The sequence below is a fragment of the Pseudorhizobium sp. NPDC055634 genome, assembly GCF_053618655.1.
Genome location: NZ_JBSHHW010000007.1, coordinates 1 through 17056 on the forward strand (window position 1 = coordinate 1; position 17056 = coordinate 17056).

Below are 17056 nucleotides of genomic sequence, written 5' to 3' on the forward strand. Positions count from 1 at the left end.
AGCAGCGCCGCCGCCCTCGTTGGTGAGCGGTTTATAGTCCCAACCCCCAAAACAAGTCAACACGGATTTTCAAAATCATCCAAACTTTCATCCAAGCATCTGATATAAAACACAAATTCCAAAACCAACGGCCAAAACGCCGGTAAATCGACACAAGGCAAGGGTCAGAGCGTCCCTATTGGGGAGAGGCCTGCGGAGGGATTGGTGCCAACCGGTCGCGTCCGGTCGGGATTCCGGCGCGAAGACCGGCCAAACCTGCCAGGGCGGGATCCCTCGTCTTGTCTTGCCTGCCCCCCTCGTGCATGAAGATGAAGACTTCCCCCGCATATCAAGGTGACCCCGTGCGCGTCCTATCCGAAGCCTTCATCCCCGAACTCCCGAACCATTACCACGGAAAGGTGCGGGAGAATTACGACCTGCCCGACGGGCGCCGCATCATTATAGCCACCGACAGGCTGAGTGCCTTCGACCGCATCCTGACCTCCATTCCAGACAAGGGACAGGTCCTCACGCAGACAGCCCGCTACTGGTTCGACGCAACCCGCGACATCTGCCCCAATCATGTGCTCGCCTATCCGGATCCCAATGTCGTGGTCGGCAAGCGTCTCGACATTCTGCCGGTGGAGATCGTCGTGCGGGGCTATCTCGCGGGCACGACGGGGACCTCGCTCCTGACACTCTATAAGCAGGGCCGGCGAGACATGTACGGTCTCGACCTTCCCGACGGCCTTCGCGACAACGAAGTGCTCCCTGCCCCGGTCATCACGCCGACGAGCAAGGCTTTCGACGGCGGCCATGACGAGCCGCTGACGCCCGCGGAGATCGTCGAGCAGAAACTGCTGACGCAATCCCAGTGGGAGACATTGTCCCGGTACGCGCTGGCGCTTTTCAAGCGCGGGCAGGACCTTGCGGCACGGCGGGGACTGATCCTTGCCGACACCAAATACGAGTTCGGCGTGGACGGCGACGGCACGATCATCCTCGCCGACGAAATCCACACCCCCGACAGCAGCCGCTACTGGATAGCCTCGACATATAATGAGAGGTTCACCACGGGAGAGCGTCCCGAAAGCTTCGACAAGGATTTCGTACGCTCCTGGGTCGCGGAACGGTGCGATCCCTATAAGGACGAGATTCCGGAGATTCCCGCCTCCCTTATCGAGGCGACCGCCGACGTTTATCGGACCGCCTACGAAAAGATCACCGGACAGGCCTTCCAGCCGGACCGAAGCGGCGCGACAATCCTCGACCGTATTCGGCAGAACCTGCAGCCCTATTTCTGATCATCCCGAAGGACACCGGCATCAAAAGAAGAGAGGACGGATTGCGCAGACCCCGACGCAAAGCGGAAGAGACACGAGAGGATATCCTCGCGACGGCTGAGACGCTGTTCAGGACGCAGGGCATCGCCAAGTCGTCGATTGCCGACATCGCCCAGCAGCTCAACATGTCTCCGGCCAACGTCTTCAAGCACTTCCATTCGAAGAGCGTCCTCGTGGATGCGATCTGCGACCGTCACGTACGCCGGATGGTCGAGCGATTCAGCAGCTTCGACGATCCGGCGCCGGCGCCCGAACGCCTGCACCTGGTGGTCCAAAAGCTGATGGAAGCGCATCTTCAGGACATCCGCGAGAACCCCTTCTTCCTGGAACTCGTGTTCCTGATGCCGAAGGCCGAACTCGAAAGCGGCCAGCACTACCGCGATCTGATCGAAGAACTTTTTCGTGATCTCATCACGGACGGGATCAGGAGCGGCGTCTATCATTGTGACGATCCGGTGGCCGTCGCAGGCTTCGTCAGTTCCGCATTTGCAAGCGTTCTGCACCCGGTATTCCTTGCCGAAGCAACCGAAGACGAGTTGCAGGACCGCTGTGCTGGGATAGCGAGACTGGTCAATGCTGCACTGCAAAGTCCGCTTGCAAAGTGACGATTTCTCTTTTACGTCACTTTTAACCGGCTCTGGATTTCCCGGGCCTTGGACGCCAATCGTATTCGAGCCTTGGTCGCTGTACGCTACTGCCTGGGTTTGCCCACATACATAGCCGCAATCTTTGGATGACGCTGATGAACAGACGTGCTCTCTTCCTTCCCCTTTTCCTCTCGCTCGCCTTGACGGCCTGCAGCGATTCAAGCCCGGAGACCGCGGCCGGTGGCGCGGCCCAGGAGCGACCACCGTCCCCCGTGAGCGTCGTCACCATGACGAAGGGCGAGTTTCCCATCACCCGCATCCTGCCGGGCCGCGCTTCCGCCTTCCACGAAGCCGGCATTCGACCTCGCGTAACGGGTGCGATCCGCGAGATCTCCTTCAAGGAAGGTAGCGAGGTAAAGACCGGTGACCTGCTCTTCCAGATCGAGGACGATACCTACAGCGCAGCGCTCGCAGAGGCGCGAGCCACCGTTGCCAAGGCAGAAGCGTCGATCCCGAGCGCGCAGGCGAACCTCGCGCGTTACGAGCGCCTGGTGAACAGTGGCGCGACGCAGATCGAGTATGAAAATGCCCGCGTCACCCTCCTCCAGGCCGAAGCGGACGTTGCCCAGGCCAAGGCGGCCTTGCGCACGGCCGAAATCAATCTCGACCTCACCAAGATCCGGGCACCCTTCGATGGCGTGACGAGCATATCCAATGTGAGCATCGGCAATATCGTTACCGCCAATCAGGCTGACGCACTGACGACGCTTCGCCAGATCGATCCGATCTACATAGACCTGACCGAGTCGAGCACCAATCTTCTCGAGCTTCGCAATGCCATGGCATCGGGACGGCTGACCGGCGGACCCAGCCAGGCCGAACTGCAGCTGACGCTCGAGGACGGCACCGTCTATCCGCACACCGGAAAGCTCGACATGTCGGAAATGGCCGTCAGCGAGACCACGGGCACCTACCAGATCCGCGCCGTGTTCCCGAACGAAGACGAGATCATCCTGCCGGGCATGTATGTCCGAGCCGAGGTCACGCTGGGCGTCGAAGCCGGCTACCTGATCCCGCAAAGGGCGGCCACGCGCAACGCGCGCGGCGAGCTCTCCGCGAAGTTCGTATCTGCCGACAACAAGGTCGAGACGCGCATCTTCCCGGTCAGCCAGGTCTCCGGCAACAATTGGCTGGTGGCGGAGGGCATCGCCGATGGCGATCGCCTGATCGTGGACGGTTTCCAGTGGATCGGCGACGGAGCGACGGTCGCACCGGTCGAATCGACTGTCGACGACAGCGGCCTGGTTGTTCCAACCGAGCCGGCCGCGCAGACCGAACCGGCAGCCCAGTGACAGCCCTCATCCGTCAAGACATGCTGTAAGCCCAGCGCCAAGGGATTTTCAAATGGCCAAGTACTTCATCCGGCGGCCCGTGTTCGCCTGGGTCATCGCAATCGTCATCATGCTTGGTGGCGCCCTCGCGATCTCGACGCTGTCGATCTCGCAATACCCCGACATTGCTCCCACGACCGTGCGCATCAACGCATCCTACACCGGCGCGAGCGCGGAGACCGTCGAGAAGTCGGTGACCAGCATCATAGAGGACGGCATGACCGGCCTCGACGACCTGACCTACATGACCTCGTCGTCGAGCACGGGAAGCGCCTCGATCACGCTGACGTTCGGCACTGCGGTCGATCCCGAGATCGCCCAGGTTCAGGTGCAGAACAAGCTGCAGCTCGTCCAGTCCCAGCTTCCCGACGTGGTTCAGCAGGCCGGCATTTCGGTAACGCGCTCCACATCGAGCATCCTGATGGTCGGTGCGCTCGTCTCCACCGACGGCAAACGGAGCTCCGTGGATCTCGGCGACGTATTTTCGACCGCCATCGAAGACCAGATCAAGCGCTTGGAAGGGGTCGGCAGCATCGACATCTTCGGCTCCGGCTATGCGATGCGCATCTGGCTCGATCCTCTGAAGCTTCAGAAATACCAGCTCACGCCCACGGACGTGACATCCGCCATCCAGGCGCAGAACACCCAGGTCTCAGTCGGTTCACTCGGCGGACTTCCCTCCGTCGAGGGCCAGCAGCTGACGGTCACCATGACCGCCCAGAGCCAGCTCACCACCGTCGACGATTTCGAATCGATCATCCTTAAGGTCGAGCAGGACGGCGCGACGGTGCGATTGAGCGACGTGGCAAGGGTCGAGATCGGGCAGGAGAGCTATGGCTCGAGCTCGCGGCAGAACGGCCTTCCCTCCACCGGTTTTGCCGTCAATCTCGCGACGGGCGCGAACGCGCTGGATACCGCCGATCGTGTCAAGACCGCATTGACGGAGCTCGCCCCTACCCTGCCCGAAGGCGTCGAGATTACCTATCCCTATGACACAACGCCATTCGTCGAGCTTTCGATCGAGAAGGTCGTCCATACGCTGATCGAGGCGATCATTCTCGTCTTCGTCGTCCTTCTTATCTTCCTCCAGAACCTTCGCGCGACGCTGATCCCGATGATCGCCGTTCCCGTCGTTCTTCTCGGCACGTTCGGAATTCTTGCGCTGACAGGATACTCCATCAACACCCTCACCATGTTCGCCATGGTGCTGGCGATCGGTCTTTTGGTCGATGATGCGATCGTCGTCGTCGAGAATGTCGAGCGCATCATGGACGAAGAGGGCCTCGGCCCGCTCGAGGCGACGGAAAAGTCGATGGGCGAGATCACCGGTGCGATCATCGGTATCGCACTGGTGCTGACGGCCGTCTTCATTCCGATGGCCTTCTTCGGCGGCTCCACCGGCATCATCTACCGCCAGTTCTCGGTGACGATCGTATCTGCGATGCTCCTTTCCGCGGTCGTTGCGATTGTCCTGACACCCGCGCTCTGCGCGACGATGCTGAAGCCTATCGATCACCAGAAGAAGGGCCGCGGCATCGGTGCATGGTTCAATCGCGGCTTCGATCGCTCCACGAACGCCTATGTTTCGTCCATCGGCTACCTGCTGAAGCGCCCGTTGCGCGTCTTCGTCGTCTTCGCCGTAATCATTGCGGGCTGCGCACTGATCTTCACCCGCCTGCCAAGCTCCTTCCTTCCGCAGGAAGACCAGGGCGTGCTGCTGACGATCATCCAGACGCCAGCCGGCTCGACGACGGCCAGAACCGACGCCGTCGTGAAGCACGTCGAGAAGTACTTCCTCGAGCAGGAGAAGGAGAATGTCGCCGACGTATTCGGCGTGCTCGGCTTCAGCTTCGGCGGCAGCGGCCAGAACAATGCCATCGTGTTCACGAAACTGACCGACTTCGGCGAGCGAACCGGCCCTGGCCAGTCGGCTGCAGAAATCGTCCAGCGAGCAAGCGGATACTTCTTCACATTGCGTGACGCCCAGGTCTTCGCGCTCCTTCCGCCTGCGATCCAGGGCCTCGGCACGTCCAGCGGCTTTTCCATGTACCTCGTGGATAGCGGCGGCAACGGCAATGACGCGCTCACCACCGCCTCCCGGCAGTTGATGCAGACGGCAGCGGCGAACCCCAACATCAGTTCGCTGCGCACCAACAGCCAGCGTGAGGAAACCCAGCTCAGGATTCTTCTCGACCAGGAGAAGCTGGGCGCGATGGGCGTGGACCTCGCAACCGTCAACTCCATGCTCGCAACCATCTTTGCCGGGCGTGACGTCAACGATTTCACGCTGAACAACGAGTTGAAGCCGGTCTATGTCCAGGCGGACGCACCCTTCAGGATGCAGCCGGACGATCTCAAATACTGGTATGCTCGCAACAATGCCGGCGAGATGGTGCCCTTCTCCGCCTTCAGCACCGTCGAGTGGGTTGGAGGAACGCCGCAGCTGGCCCGCTACAACGGCACCAGCGCCATTTCCCTCGAAGGCGCGGCCGGCCCCGGCGTGAGCACCGGTCAGGCGATGGACGAAATGCAGCGGCTGACGGCTGAACTGCCGGGCGGCTATTCCGTGGCATGGCAGGGCATTTCCTACCAGGAGCGGCTCTCGGGTTCGCAGGCGCCGCTTCTCTATGCCCTGTCGGTGCTGATCGTCTTCCTTTGCCTTGCCGCGCTCTACGAGAGCTGGTCCGTACCCTTCTCCGTCATCCTGGCCGTTCCGGTCGGCGTGCTCGGAGCACTGGGTGCTGCCTATCTCTTCGGCCAGTCGAACGACGTCTACTTCAAGGTGGGACTTCTCACCACGATTGGACTGGCCGCCAAGAACGCGATTCTGATCGTGGAATTCGCCAAGGACAGGCAGGAACAGGGTATGGGCGTGATCGAGGCTGCCCTCGAAGCCGCCCGCCTTCGCCTCCGGCCGATCGTCATGACATCGCTTGCCTTCATCCTCGGGGTCGTACCGCTGGCCATCGCCACCGGGGCCGGCTCGGCAGCTCAGAATGCGATCGGCATCGGGGTTCTGGGGGGTATGCTTTCTGCAACACTGCTGGGAATTTTCTTCGTTCCTTCCTTCTTTGTTGTGGTCAGGCGGTTATCAAATCGTAAAAATCCAGACATCGTGGCATCCGATAAAGGATGAGTAGCGTGTCCCCGCCGAAATCATTCGATTCAGGCGGGGACGTGCTTAAGCCATGCCGGCGCATTTGAATTTCCGATAGGGCATTTGGGACAAAGATATGAAATCTATCAACGTAGCGGCTCCACTCGCCTTGCTTCTCCTGTCCGGCTGCGTTGTCGGCCCCGAGCATGTCTCGCCGGAGATCACCCTTCCCGCGAAATTCGCGGAAGGCCCCAATACCACCAATGGCAACATCGCAGACACGGCCTGGTGGACAGCCTTCCGCGACAGCCGCTTGAACGGCTATGTCGACCAGGGCCTTGCTCAGAACCTGAGCGTTCTGCAGGCCCTGGAGCGAATCAATCAGGCTGAGGCGGCCGTCATCACGGCCGGCGCCGGTGGCCTGCCGTCGCTGGATCTGACCGCTGATGGGGATCGAGCCGGAGCTGAGAGGCTGGGCGGAACGGTAAACCCGACGTCCTTGGAGACGCGGACCTCGGCGAGTGCCTCCCTGAGCGCATCCTGGTTCCTCGATCTCTTCGGCCTCTACAAGCGTTCCAGAGAGAGTGCGCTTGCCCAGCTGGGCGCAGCATATGCGAGCGTCGACGTGGCCCGCCTGACCCTCCTGTCGCAGCTCGTCGCCGCGTATATCGACGTGCGCTATTATCAGGAACGGATCGCCATCGCGCGCGAGAACCTCTCTTCCCGCCGAGAAACGCTTGAGCTGACACGCCTGCAGCTGGAAGCCGGAGCGGCATCGCGTCTCGACGTCGTCCAGGCGGAAGGTCTGGTCAATAGCACGTTGGCGGAGATTCCGGGCCTTGAAACGCAGTTCCGTCAGGCCGCACACCGGGTTGCGACCTTGCTGGGCCTGCCCGCCTCGTCCTTGCTTCCGGAACTTCAAAAAGGTGCGCGCCAACCGGTAGCCCGCTTCAAGGCCAGCGCCGGCGTGCCCGCCGACCTGATCCGCAACCGCCCGGACATCCGCGCTGCGGAGCGGCAACTGGCATCGGCGGTCGCCGAGATCGGCGTGGCCGAGGCTCAACTCTATCCGGCAATTACCCTGAGCGGCGCGATCCAGCCCTCCTATACCCGTGTCGTCGGCGGCTCCGAAGGCGGGCTCTTGAACTGGTCGTTCGGTCCGGGCCTGTCCCTGCCGATCTTCGACGGCGGCGCCCTCAAGGCTAACCTGAGCAGCGCGGAATCCTCCGCGCGGGAATCCTATCTTTCCTGGAAGGAAACCGTGCTCAACGCGGTCGAGGAGGTCGAGAACGCCCTGGCCGCTGTCGCACGCGACGCCAGGACGGTGGAAGCTCTTCGCAATACCGTTCGCTCCTACGAAGAAGCGCTCGATCTTGCGACCGCAAGCTATCGCGACGGCGCCTCGTCGCTGCTCGACGTCCTGGATGCACAGCGCCAGGTTTCCACGGCCCAGGCAAACCTCGCTGCGGCGGTCCAGCAGATGGCCCAGGATTTCGTCGCGCTGAACGTCGCCATCGGCGGCGGATACGGCTACGCCACCGGTGGCGGTCCGCTCGTCGCATCGGCGGCGGCGCTGCCGACCAAGTAACCGAAGCACAAGAGACAACAAAAAACCTCCGGTGGCGAAGCCCCGGAGGTTTTTTTGTTCAGTGGATGACGGCTTGCGTCAGTCCTTGGCGCGCTCGACGTAGGAGTTGTCTTCGGTGGCGATCACGACGCGGGTGCCGGCGTTGATGTGGGGCGGCACCATGGTGCGAAGGCCGTTCGAGAGCATGGCGGGCTTGTAGGACGAGGAGGCGGTCTGACCCTTCACGACCGGTTCCGTCTCGGTGATCTCCAGTGTCACGTGACGCGGCAGTTCAACGGCAAGCGGCACGCCTTCGTGCATGGACAGGATGCAGGTCATGCCTTCCTGGAGGTAGGCCTTCTGGTCGCCCATCGTGTCGACGTCGACGACCACCTGGTCATAGCTTTCCGGGTTCATGAAATGGAAGCCTTCGCCGTCCTCATAGAGGTACTGGAAGTTCACGTCTTCCACGAAAGCCCGTTCGACCTGCTCGGTCGTGCGCCAGCGTTCGGAAACCTTGACCCCATCGACGATCCTGCGCATGTCCACCTGGGTGACGGGCGTACCCTTGCCCGGATGGAAGTTCTGCGCCGTAAGCACCACATAAAGCTTGCCGTCCACATCCAGGACGTTGCCCTTGCGAACGGAGGAAGCGATGACCTTGACCATGAGTATTCCCTTGTAGCTGCCGGCTTGTAACCGCCGGAGATGCGTCGTAGAGGACCGACAGGCCGATCCGGCGGACGGATAAGTATTTCTCGGCGCAACTAGCCTAAAAACCGGCAAATAGGAAGCCTCGCCGGGCAAGCACGCCACAAAAGCTTACGAGCAGGACCATCATATGCAGCGCTCAGGTTCCACATCCGGTCGCTCTCCCTGGTGGGAGCCGCAGGTGCATGCTGACCGCCGCCCGCTTCTTCTTGCCCGCAACCGGCTACAGGCAAGCCTGCGCCGGCACTTCCACGACGAGGATTTCGTGGAAGTCGACACCGCTACGCTCCAGGTTTCGCCCGGAAACGAAACGCATCTTCATGCCTTCACGACAGAAGCGCTGACGATCGACGGGCGCCCGTCCCCGCTTTATCTGCACACGTCTCCGGAGTTTGCATGCAAGAAGCTGCTCACTGCGGGAGAGCGGCGGATCTTCTCCTTTGCGCATGTCTATCGCAACCGCGAGCGCGGCCCGCTCCACCACCCGGAATTCACCATGCTCGAATGGTACCGCGTGGGGGAGGACTACAGGCAACTGATGAAGGATTGCGGCGACCTTCTCGCACTCGCCGCCGAGGCTGCCGGCACGACCCGCCTCACCTATCGTGGCACCAGCATCGATCCCTTCGCCGAAATTGAACGCATCACCGTTGCCGAGGCTTTCCGCCGGTTTGCCGGAATTGACCTTCTCTCGTCGATCACTGGCGACGGCCGGACCGACCGCGAGGGTCTTGCCGCCGGATTGACGCAGGCAGGCATACGCCATGCCCATGACGATACCTGGTCCGATCTCTTCAGCCGCGTGCTGGTGGAGAAGATCGAGCCGAAACTCGGCATGGAACGGGCAACGATCCTCTGCGAATACCCCGTGGCCGAGGCAGCACTCGCGCGTCCTTCCGCCGACGACCCAAGGGTGGCGGAGCGGTTCGAACTCTATGCCTGCGGCGTCGAACTTGCGAACGCGTTCGGCGAACTCACCGATGCCGGCGAGCAGCGCCGGCGCTTCGAGCATGAGATGGCCGAGAAGACGCGCATCTATGGAGAGACCTACCCTATCGACGAGGATTTTCTCCGGGCTCTTGAGGCCATGCCGGAAGCGAGTGGCGCAGCGCTGGGATTTGACCGCCTGGTCATGCTCGCCACCGGCGCGGGCCGTATCGACGACGTGATGTGGGCGCCGGTTGCGGAGACGCTGCCATGACCCGCCCCGTCGCGCTCAAGACCGCCCGGGACCTTGCCGCGGCAGGGCTCGTCGATCATGCTCAGATCGAACCGATCGAGGAGGTCTCGAAGCGATACGCCCTGGCGATCACGCCCGAGATGGCGAACTTGATCAATCCCGCCGATCCTGACGATCCCATTGCCCGGCAGTTCATTCCCAGCGCGGGCGAACTCGAAACCACGCCGGAAGAACGCGCCGATCCCATTGGCGATCACGCCCACACGCCCGTGAAGGGCGTGGTGCACCGTTATCCGGATCGCGTCCTGCTCAAGGCCGTGCACGTCTGCCCCGTCTATTGCCGCTTCTGCTTCCGAAGGGAAATGGTCGGGCCCCAGGGTGACGGCATGATGACGGCGGAGGAACTGGAGGCTGCTCTCGACTATATCCGGTCTCGCGAGGAAATCTGGGAGGTCATTCTGACCGGCGGCGACCCGCTCGTCCTGTCCCCGCGCCGCCTTGGCGAGATCATGCAGGGCCTCTCCGCCATCGGGCACGTGAAGATCGTACGCTTTCATACCCGGGTGCCCGTCGTCGACCCCGGATCGATCATCGCGGACCTCATCACCGCCCTGAAGTCCAGCGGCAAGACCACGTATGTGGCCCTTCATGCAAACCACCCCAGCGAAATGACTGAGGCGGCGCGAGCCGCCTGCGCGCGCCTGGTCGATGCGGGAATTGCGATGGTCAGCCAGACCGTTCTCCTCAAGGGGGTGAACGACGACCCCGCGGTTCTGGCGGACCTGATGAGGGCGTTCGTCGAGACGCGCGTGAAGCCCTATTACCTGCATCACCCGGACCTCGCCCCCGGCACCAGCCATTTTCGCCTCGATATCGCCGAGGGGCAAAGGATCGTCGCCGCCCTGCGTGGCCGCATATCGGGTCTTTGCCAGCCCACTTACGTACTCGATATCCCCGGTGGCCATGGCAAGGCACCTATCGGCGACTGCGCTGTCCGCACCGACGACTGCCACTCTCTCGTGCGGGACTTTTCCGGAACCGAACACCGTTACCCACCGGAGGCGTGAGCGGGTCCGGACGCCGACCCTGCATACAAGCCGGCACTGGCGCAGAGGTATCCCGGTTATTCTTGCCGAAGGCCCGATCATTGTGAGCCGTGGACATCCTGCCGCGCTGGCGGATTGGATTGTCTCCATGTCGGAGAGGGTGGCGCTTTTCCAGGGAATAAAGACAATGAATTCAGGTCGCCGCTATCGTGGTGTCAAATGGCGCACTTCACCCCGATGAAGGCTGTCCTTAATATGAGTCAGATCCGACAACACCCAGTCAGGAATGATTCGATGGGCGGGAATTGATCCTGCGCCTCACCCATGTATACAAATCGTTCCGTGAATAGAGGAAATCCCGATGACGAACTACGTCCTTACCGTAACCTGCAACTCGACGCGCGGCGTCGTGGCCGCGATTTCGGGCTTCCTTGCGGACAAGGGCTGCAACATCATCGATTCCTCGCAGTTCGACGACCTCGACACGAACAAGTTCTTCATGCGCGTCTCCTTCATCTCCGAGGAGGGCGCAAGCCGGCCGGAGTTGGTCGAGAGCTTCGCGCCCGTCGCGAGCCGGTTCGGAATGGCCTGGGAAATCCATGATGCCTCCGACCGGATGAAGGTCCTTCTGATGGTGTCGCGGTTCGGGCACTGCCTCAACGACCTGCTCTATCGGTGGAAGATCGGCGCACTGCCGATCGACATTGTGGGGGTCGTCTCCAACCACTTCGAATACCAGAAGGTGGTGGTGAACCACGACATCCCCTTCCATCACATCAAGGTCACGAAGGAGAACAAGCCGCAGGCCGAGGCGCAGCTTCTGGAACTGGTCGAGCAGACCGGCACCGACCTGATCGTCCTCGCCCGCTATATGCAGGTTCTCTCCGATCAGCTGTGCTCGAAGATGTCGGGAAGGATCATCAACATCCACCACTCCTTCCTGCCGAGTTTCAAGGGAGCGAACCCCTACAAGCAGGCGTATCAGCGCGGCGTCAAGCTGATCGGCGCCACCGCCCATTACGTCACCGCGGATCTCGACGAAGGCCCGATCATCGAACAGGACACGGTGCGCGTCACCCATGCGCAGAGCCCGGAAGACTACGTCTCGCTGGGCCGCGACGTGGAAAGCCAGGTCCTGGCCCGCGCCATCCATGCGCATATCCACCGTCGGGTTTTCCTCAACGGCAACCGCACCATCGTCTTCCCGCCGAGCCCTGGAAGCTACGCGTCGGAACGCATGGGCTAAGCTGGCGCACGGCCAAGCCAGGACCCTCCACGGAGATCCCGATGAGATTTTGGGCGGGCGCAGAGCGGTTTTGCGCTCGCGGGCCTTGCGCATGGCTCTCGCAGCCTTATCTAAATGTCGCAGCAACCACGGCAGAGACGCAATAGAATTTCTCATTTCAGCCGTAATTCTGTCATCGGAAAGAAAAATATCCTAGATAAGGTAAATTTCGTTGCCGATGAATCCAATTCGGGCTAAGGTCCGTTCTGCTGGCGATTTCGGTCGCCCGCAAAAGTGCAACCGCCAAAGGAGAGTGACATGTTTGATATGACGCGCGTCGCCGCCTTTTGTCGGGGAGCGTTCAAAGTGAACGGCACGGAGCTTGTCGCTCTCATGTGCTGTCGAATGTAACGATCCGGATCATCCGTTCCAGAAAATTCATTCGTCAGAGCTGTCGCCGACAGCCACAGGAGAGTCTGCTCATGCAGAAGCAAGTCATAGAATACGGCGGAGAGCCGGTCGGCATCGTCGTACCGGACGAAGACCGGCTGAAGTTCATTGCCGTCAAGTTCCACGTCATAGACCTGGACGAGCACCGCTTCACCTCGGCCGACGAGGTGCGGCTGGCCATCCGGGATCTCGTGCGTGCGCGCAACACCGAGGCCGCAGCTCATGCTTGATGGCTGCAACGGCGGCCGACCTGAAAGCGGGTCGGCCTTCGCGCTCTAGAATGCCGTGAAGGTCAGCGTCGTCAGGGAGCGCTCGATCCCGGGAATGGAGGCGATCTTTTCGTTTACGAAATGCCCGACCTCATCACCGTCCTTGATGTAGATCTTGAGCAGCAAGTCCCAGTCGCCGCTGGTCGAGTAGAGTTCCGACACCAGTTCCGTCTTGTAGATTGCGTCCGCCACCTCATAGGTCTTTCCTGGCTGGCATCTGAGCTGAACGAAGATCGGCTTCATGTTGGGTCTGTCCTTATCGGTCGCCGCATGGGCAAGGGTGTTCGATGAACTATTGGCCCATGCGTTCGCCCACTGCAAGCCGGCCCGGCCCCTCCGGCGCGCGCGCCTCGTTCACCAGCCATTCCTTGAACGCGGCAAAGGGCTGGAAATCCACCCTCTCGGCGGGATGGGCGAGAAAATAGCTTCCAGTCTCGTTTTGCACCGTTTGTGCGGCGATCACCAGCCGGCCCGTCTGCAGTTCGGGCGTTATGAGAAACTCGGGAAGTAGCGCCGCCCCCATCCCGGCCGCCGTCGCCTCCACGATCGTCATGTATTGATCCATCAGCATCCCGTGAAGCTGATCGAAGGCAACGTCCTCGGTCCGGAACCAGTTCTCCCAGGCGTCGGGACGACTGCTCAGGTGCAGCAGCGGAACCTCCAGGAGGTCCGCCGGTCGCTGCAACCCGAAGCGGGCCCGGAACTCGGGGCTGCACACGGCCACCGTCTGCTCCTTCATCAGGAAGGCAAGTTCCGCCCCCGGCCATCGCTCCTCACCGAAATGAATGGCCGCATCTATCGAGTCGAAACGGAAATCGAATGGTTCGAGACGACTGATCAGATTGACGGACACCTCGGGATTCCGCTCCAGGAACCGGCCGAGCCGCGGCGCGAGCCAGCGAGCCCCGAACAACGGCAGCACCGCGATATTGATCACCCCTCCCTTCGGATGGGCCCGCAGATTGAGGGATGCCGTGGAAATCCGCCGCAGCGCCTCGCGGATCTCCCGGGCATAACCGTCGCCGGCAAGTGTCAGCCTTATCGTCTGCCGCTCGCGCCGGAAGAGCGGCGCGCCGAGCTGCTTCTCGAGGGCGGAAATCTGGCGGCTGACGGCGCTCTGGGTCAGCCCGAGCTCGTTTGCGGCCGCGGTGATGCTGCCGGTGCGGGCGGCCGCCTCGAAGGCGGCCAGAAGCGAGAACGAGGGCAGGAAGCGCCTGGGTGGCAGCACGTCATTCCTCCGTTGAATGACCTGTTGAGAAACTGTCGATATTCACGTTGGCACCGCCTCTGTAAAGTCCGTTCCGGAATTCACCCGGAACCCTCGGACATGCTCGATAACCCACGCTCCCACGGATTGTGGGAAATGACCGCCCCGCCGCCGCCCTCCACGCATCGATTGCAGGAGAGCATCTCCGCACAGGTCGTGATCGTCGGCGGCGGATATACTGGATTGTCCGCGGCGCTGCATCTGGCGGAAGCCGGCACCGACGTCGTTCTGCTGGAAGCACACGAGTTCGGCTTCGGCGGAGCCGGGCGAAACGTGGGTCTCATCAACGCCGGCATGTGGGTCATGCCCGACGACTTCCCGAGGGAGCTTGGCCCGCACTACGGAGAACGTCTCCTCGACCTGCTCGGCAACGGACCCTACCTGGTTCGGGACCTCATCGATCGCCACGATATCGCCTGCGAACTGGAGCGTAACGGCACGCTGCATCTCGCCGTCGGCAAGGAAGGGCTGAAGGAACTCGCCGAACGCGCCGCGCAGTGGCAGAAGCGGGGCGCACCGGTCACCCTGCTGGACGCCGCCGAAACCGCTCGCCGTGTCGGATCTCCTGTCTATGCCGGCTCCATGCTCGACATGCGCGCGGGCACGCTGCAACCCCTCGCCTATGCGCGCGGGCTTGCCAAGGCTGCGATCGGCGCGGGCGCAAGGCTCTACCGCGACAGTGCCGTCCTCGCTCACGAGCAGTGCGATGGCAGCCACGTCCTGCGAACGGCAAAGGGCGAGGTGAAGGCGGAATGGGTCATCGTCGCAAGCGAGGCCTACAGTTCCGGTCCATGGGAGGTCATCCGCAAGGAACAGGTCTATCTCCCCTATTTCAATCTCGCCACCGTGCCACTTCCCCAGGAAGAGCAGCGCGCCATTCTGCATGGACGCGAAGGTTGCTGGGACACGCGGGAAGTGCTCTCCTCCTTCCGCATGGATAAGGCCGGCCGGCTGGTATTCGGCAGCGTCGGTGCATTGCGCGGCACGGGAGCGGGAATCCACAAGGCCTGGGCACGCCGGTCAATTCGCCGGATATTCCCGCAGATCGCCGACATCCCCTTCGAGGCTGAATGGTACGGGATGATCGGCATGACGGACAACGCCCTGCCCCGTCTCCACAAGTTCGCGCCCAATGTGCTCGGTTTCTGCGGCTACAATGGTCGCGGAATTTCCCCTGGGACGACCTTCGGCAAGGTGCTCGCCGATCACATCCTCGGCCGTGTTGCCGAAAAGGATCTGCCGCTGCCGATCACCGAACCGGCGATCCCGTCGATGCGACCGCTCAAGGAAGCATATTACGAACTCGGCGCGCAGATTGCGCACTTTACCGGCGAGCGCTTCTGATTGCAGAACCGCCGCCGATCAGTACATTGACCCCAATTCGATATCCGGAAGGACTGACATGACGCTTGCCAATCTCGATCTCGCCCAGGACGTGAAAGACATCTTCAACGATCTCGGCATCAAGCCCGAGAGCTATACCGGTGGTACCCTTGCCGTCCGCTCGCCGATTACCGGGCGGGAGATCGGCAGGCTTCCCGAGATCACGACGGCGGATGCAGCGACGGCAATCGAAAAGGCCCATGAGGCGTTCCTCGCGTGGCGCCTCGTGCCAGCTCCCAAGCGGGGCGAACTCGTTCGCCTCCTCGGCGAGGAGCTGAGGGCGTCCAAGGAGGCCCTCGGTCGCCTGGTCTCCATCGAGGTTGGCAAGATCACCTCCGAAGGCCTGGGCGAAGTCCAGGAAATGATCGACATCTGCGATTTTGCGGTGGGTCTCTCCCGCCAGCTCTACGGCCTGACGATTGCAACCGAGCGCGCCGAGCACCGTATGATGGAAACCTGGCATCCGCTGGGTGTCATCGGGATCATCTCCGCCTTCAACTTCCCGGTTGCGGTATGGTCGTGGAACGCGGCCCTGGCTATCGTCTGCGGCAACGCGACGGTCTGGAAGCCCTCCGAGAAGACCCCGCTGACCGCACTTGCCACGCAGGCGATCTTCGAGCGGGCGCTGTCTCGCTACATCGCCGAGGGCAATACGGCTCCCGGCAACCTATCCACCCTGCTGATCGGCGGGCGTGAGATCGGCGAAGTGCTAGTCGACCACGAGAAGGTGCCGCTCGTCTCGGCGACAGGCTCGACCGCCATGGGCCGCGCAGTCGGTCCGCGCCTGGCACAGCGCTTCGCGCGCTCGCTGCTTGAACTCGGCGGCAACAATGCCGCGATCGTCGCTCCGACCGCCGATCTCGACCTCACCCTTCGCGGGGTTGCCTTCGCGGCCATGGGAACCGCCGGACAGCGTTGCACGACGCTGCGACGCCTGTTCGTCCATGACAGCGTCTACGAAACGCTCGTTCCGCGTCTGGTGAAAGCCTATCAGTCCGTCACCATCGGCAGCCCGCTTGAAGCAGGCAAGCTGGTCGGACCGCTGATCGACAAGGCCGCCTATGACAAGATGCAGAAGTCGCTGGAAGCCGCAAAGGCTGCCGGCGGCAAGGTCACGGGCGGCGAAAGGCTGGAGCAGGACGGCGCCCCGGACGCCTATTATGTCCGCCCCGCCATCGTCGAGATGCCTGCGCAGACCGGCCCCGTGCGGGAAGAGACCTTCGCACCGATCCTCTACGTCATGAAGTACAGCGACTTCGAGGACGCGCTGCGGCTCCATAACGATGTGCCGCAGGGCCTCTCCTCGTCCATTTTCACGAACGACATGCGCGAGGCGGAAACATTCCTGTCCGATCGCGGCTCGGACTGCGGTATCGCCAACGTCAACATCGGGCCCTCGGGTGCCGAGATCGGCGGTGCCTTCGGCGGCGAGAAGGAAACGGGTGGCGGACGCGAATCCGGCTCCGACGCATGGAAAGCCTATATGCGTCGCGCGACCAACACCCTGAACTACGGGCGTACCCTGCCGCTTGCCCAGGGCGTCAGGTTCGACGTAATCTGA

At 62.1% G+C, this 17056-nt stretch carries 14 protein-coding genes; 11 read left to right on the forward strand and 3 right to left on the reverse strand.

Features of this window, described 5'->3' with window-relative positions:
* The first annotated feature begins 341 nt into the window (after window positions 1-341).
* The 5 genes from ACWGPT_RS12670 (at window position 342) to ACWGPT_RS12690 (ending at window position 7985) form a co-directional block, all read left to right on the forward strand.
* Window positions 342-1283, forward strand: a complete 942-nt coding sequence (locus ACWGPT_RS12670; protein WP_452605971.1) for a phosphoribosylaminoimidazolesuccinocarboxamide synthase — start codon at window positions 342-344, stop codon at window positions 1281-1283.
* Between the two features lie 41 nt (window positions 1284-1324).
* On the forward strand, window positions 1325-1927 hold the full coding sequence (locus ACWGPT_RS12675) for a TetR family transcriptional regulator (RefSeq protein ID WP_452605972.1): 603 nt from the start codon (window positions 1325-1327) through the stop codon (window positions 1925-1927).
* A gap of 137 nt (window positions 1928-2064) precedes the next feature.
* Window positions 2065-3261 carry an efflux RND transporter periplasmic adaptor subunit gene (locus tag ACWGPT_RS12680; protein WP_452605973.1) on the forward strand — a complete coding sequence of 399 codons (1197 nt, stop codon included), beginning with the start codon at window positions 2065-2067 and terminating at the stop codon, window positions 3259-3261.
* A gap of 52 nt (window positions 3262-3313) precedes the next feature.
* The gene (locus ACWGPT_RS12685) at window positions 3314-6436 is read left to right on the forward strand and encodes an efflux RND transporter permease subunit (protein WP_452605974.1); all 3123 of its coding nucleotides are present in this window, start codon (window positions 3314-3316) and stop codon (window positions 6434-6436) included.
* Between the two features lie 97 nt (window positions 6437-6533).
* A complete protein-coding gene (locus tag ACWGPT_RS12690; protein WP_452605975.1) occupies window positions 6534-7985 on the forward strand; it encodes an efflux transporter outer membrane subunit in 1452 nt (483 codons plus the stop codon).
* 78 nt (window positions 7986-8063) lie between these two features.
* On the opposite strand, the gene efp is transcribed toward ACWGPT_RS12690, so the two are convergent.
* Entirely contained in the window at window positions 8064-8633 is a 570-nt protein-coding gene (gene efp, locus ACWGPT_RS12695) for an elongation factor P (RefSeq protein WP_452605976.1), read from the reverse strand.
* A 172-nt stretch (window positions 8634-8805) separates the two neighbouring features.
* Here efp and epmA point away from each other — a divergent pair, with 172 nt between their 5' ends.
* The 4 genes from epmA to ACWGPT_RS12715 all read left to right on the forward strand — a co-directional run bounded on the left by epmA (window position 8806) and on the right by ACWGPT_RS12715 (window position 12806).
* The gene (epmA, locus tag ACWGPT_RS12700; protein WP_452605977.1) at window positions 8806-9876 is read left to right on the forward strand and encodes an EF-P lysine aminoacylase EpmA; all 1071 of its coding nucleotides are present in this window, start codon (window positions 8806-8808) and stop codon (window positions 9874-9876) included.
* Window positions 9873-10922 carry a lysine-2,3-aminomutase-like protein gene (locus ACWGPT_RS12705; RefSeq protein ID WP_452605978.1) on the forward strand — a complete coding sequence of 350 codons (1050 nt, stop codon included), beginning with the start codon at window positions 9873-9875 and terminating at the stop codon, window positions 10920-10922. The genes epmA and ACWGPT_RS12705 overlap by 4 nt, the downstream gene beginning before the upstream one ends.
* Window positions 10923-11262: 340 nt before the next feature.
* Window positions 11263-12147 (forward strand): formyltetrahydrofolate deformylase, encoded by an 885-nt coding sequence (purU, locus tag ACWGPT_RS12710; protein ID WP_452605979.1) that lies wholly within the window; start codon window positions 11263-11265, stop codon window positions 12145-12147.
* A gap of 461 nt (window positions 12148-12608) precedes the next feature.
* Window positions 12609-12806, forward strand: a complete 198-nt coding sequence (locus ACWGPT_RS12715) for a hypothetical protein (protein WP_452605980.1) — start codon at window positions 12609-12611, stop codon at window positions 12804-12806.
* A gap of 45 nt (window positions 12807-12851) precedes the next feature.
* On the opposite strand, the gene ACWGPT_RS12720 is transcribed toward ACWGPT_RS12715, so the two are convergent.
* Both ACWGPT_RS12720 and ACWGPT_RS12725 read right to left on the reverse strand, forming a co-directional pair.
* A complete protein-coding gene (locus ACWGPT_RS12720; protein ID WP_452605981.1) occupies window positions 12852-13088 on the reverse strand; it encodes an Lrp/AsnC ligand binding domain-containing protein in 237 nt (78 codons plus the stop codon).
* Window positions 13089-13137: 49 nt separating this feature from the next.
* Window positions 13138-14073 carry a LysR family transcriptional regulator gene (locus ACWGPT_RS12725; RefSeq protein ID WP_452605982.1) on the reverse strand — a complete coding sequence of 312 codons (936 nt, stop codon included), beginning with the start codon at window positions 14071-14073 and terminating at the stop codon, window positions 13138-13140.
* A gap of 99 nt (window positions 14074-14172) precedes the next feature.
* On the opposite strand from ACWGPT_RS12725, the gene ACWGPT_RS12730 reads away from it, so the two are divergent.
* Both ACWGPT_RS12730 and amaB read left to right on the forward strand, forming a co-directional pair.
* Window positions 14173-15456, forward strand: a complete 1284-nt coding sequence (locus ACWGPT_RS12730; protein WP_452605983.1) for an NAD(P)/FAD-dependent oxidoreductase — start codon at window positions 14173-14175, stop codon at window positions 15454-15456.
* Window positions 15457-15514: 58 nt separating this feature from the next.
* Window positions 15515-17056 carry an L-piperidine-6-carboxylate dehydrogenase gene (gene amaB, locus ACWGPT_RS12735; protein ID WP_452605984.1) on the forward strand — a complete coding sequence of 514 codons (1542 nt, stop codon included), beginning with the start codon at window positions 15515-15517 and terminating at the stop codon, window positions 17054-17056.

Bases quoted from the DNA above. Each gene is read 5' to 3' on its own strand.
- ACWGPT_RS12715 (WP_452605980.1), top strand. From the start codon at position 12,609: ATGCAGAAGCAAGTCATAGAATACGGCGGAGAGCCGGTCGGCATCGTC.
- ACWGPT_RS12705 (WP_452605978.1), top strand. From the start codon at position 9,873: ATGACCCGCCCCGTCGCGCTCAAGACCGCCCGGGACCTTGCCGCGGCA.
- amaB (WP_452605984.1), top strand. From the start codon at position 15,515: ATGACGCTTGCCAATCTCGATCTCGCCCAGGACGTGAAAGACATCTTC.
- ACWGPT_RS12680 (WP_452605973.1), top strand. From the start codon at position 2,065: ATGAACAGACGTGCTCTCTTCCTTCCCCTTTTCCTCTCGCTCGCCTTG.
- ACWGPT_RS12730 (WP_452605983.1), top strand. From the start codon at position 14,173: ATGCTCGATAACCCACGCTCCCACGGATTGTGGGAAATGACCGCCCCG.
- efp (WP_452605976.1), bottom strand. From the start codon at position 8,633: ATGGTCAAGGTCATCGCTTCCTCCGTTCGCAAGGGCAACGTCCTGGAT.
- ACWGPT_RS12720 (WP_452605981.1), bottom strand. From the start codon at position 13,088: ATGAAGCCGATCTTCGTTCAGCTCAGATGCCAGCCAGGAAAGACCTAT.
- ACWGPT_RS12690 (WP_452605975.1), top strand. From the start codon at position 6,534: ATGAAATCTATCAACGTAGCGGCTCCACTCGCCTTGCTTCTCCTGTCC.
- epmA (WP_452605977.1), top strand. From the start codon at position 8,806: ATGCAGCGCTCAGGTTCCACATCCGGTCGCTCTCCCTGGTGGGAGCCG.
- ACWGPT_RS12685 (WP_452605974.1), top strand. From the start codon at position 3,314: ATGGCCAAGTACTTCATCCGGCGGCCCGTGTTCGCCTGGGTCATCGCA.
- purU (WP_452605979.1), top strand. From the start codon at position 11,263: ATGACGAACTACGTCCTTACCGTAACCTGCAACTCGACGCGCGGCGTC.